Origin of the sequence: Staphylococcus sp. EG-SA-17 (assembly GCF_017151845.1) — a bacterium.
Taxonomy (GTDB): domain Bacteria; phylum Bacillota; class Bacilli; order Staphylococcales; family Staphylococcaceae; genus Staphylococcus; species Staphylococcus aureus.
In genome coordinates this window covers 1-214 of sequence record NZ_JACVZO010000202.1, presented here as the reverse complement: position 1 = coordinate 214, position 214 = coordinate 1, and the positions used below count along the sequence as shown (strand labels likewise).

The following is a 214-nucleotide window of genomic DNA, read 5'->3' as shown; positions in this document are numbered from 1 at the left end:
AGTCGCTATCTGAGTCTGAGTCGCTATCTGAGTCTGAATCGCTGTCTGAGTCTGAGTCGCTATCTGAGTCTGAATCGCTGTCCGAATCTGAGTCGCTATCTGAGTCTGAGTCGCTGTCTGAATCTGAATCGCTGTCTGAGTCTGAATCGCTATCTGAATCTGAATCGCTATCTGAGTCTGAGTCGCTATCCGAATCTGAATCGCTGTCTGAGTC

1 protein-coding gene is annotated in these 214 nt (G+C 48.6%); it reads right to left on the bottom strand.

Going from position 1 to position 214, the window contains the following annotated elements; all coding sequences use genetic code 11:
- On the bottom strand, positions 1-214 hold a 214-nt coding region (locus tag IDG65_RS15205), incomplete at both ends, for a hypothetical protein (RefSeq protein WP_049100893.1).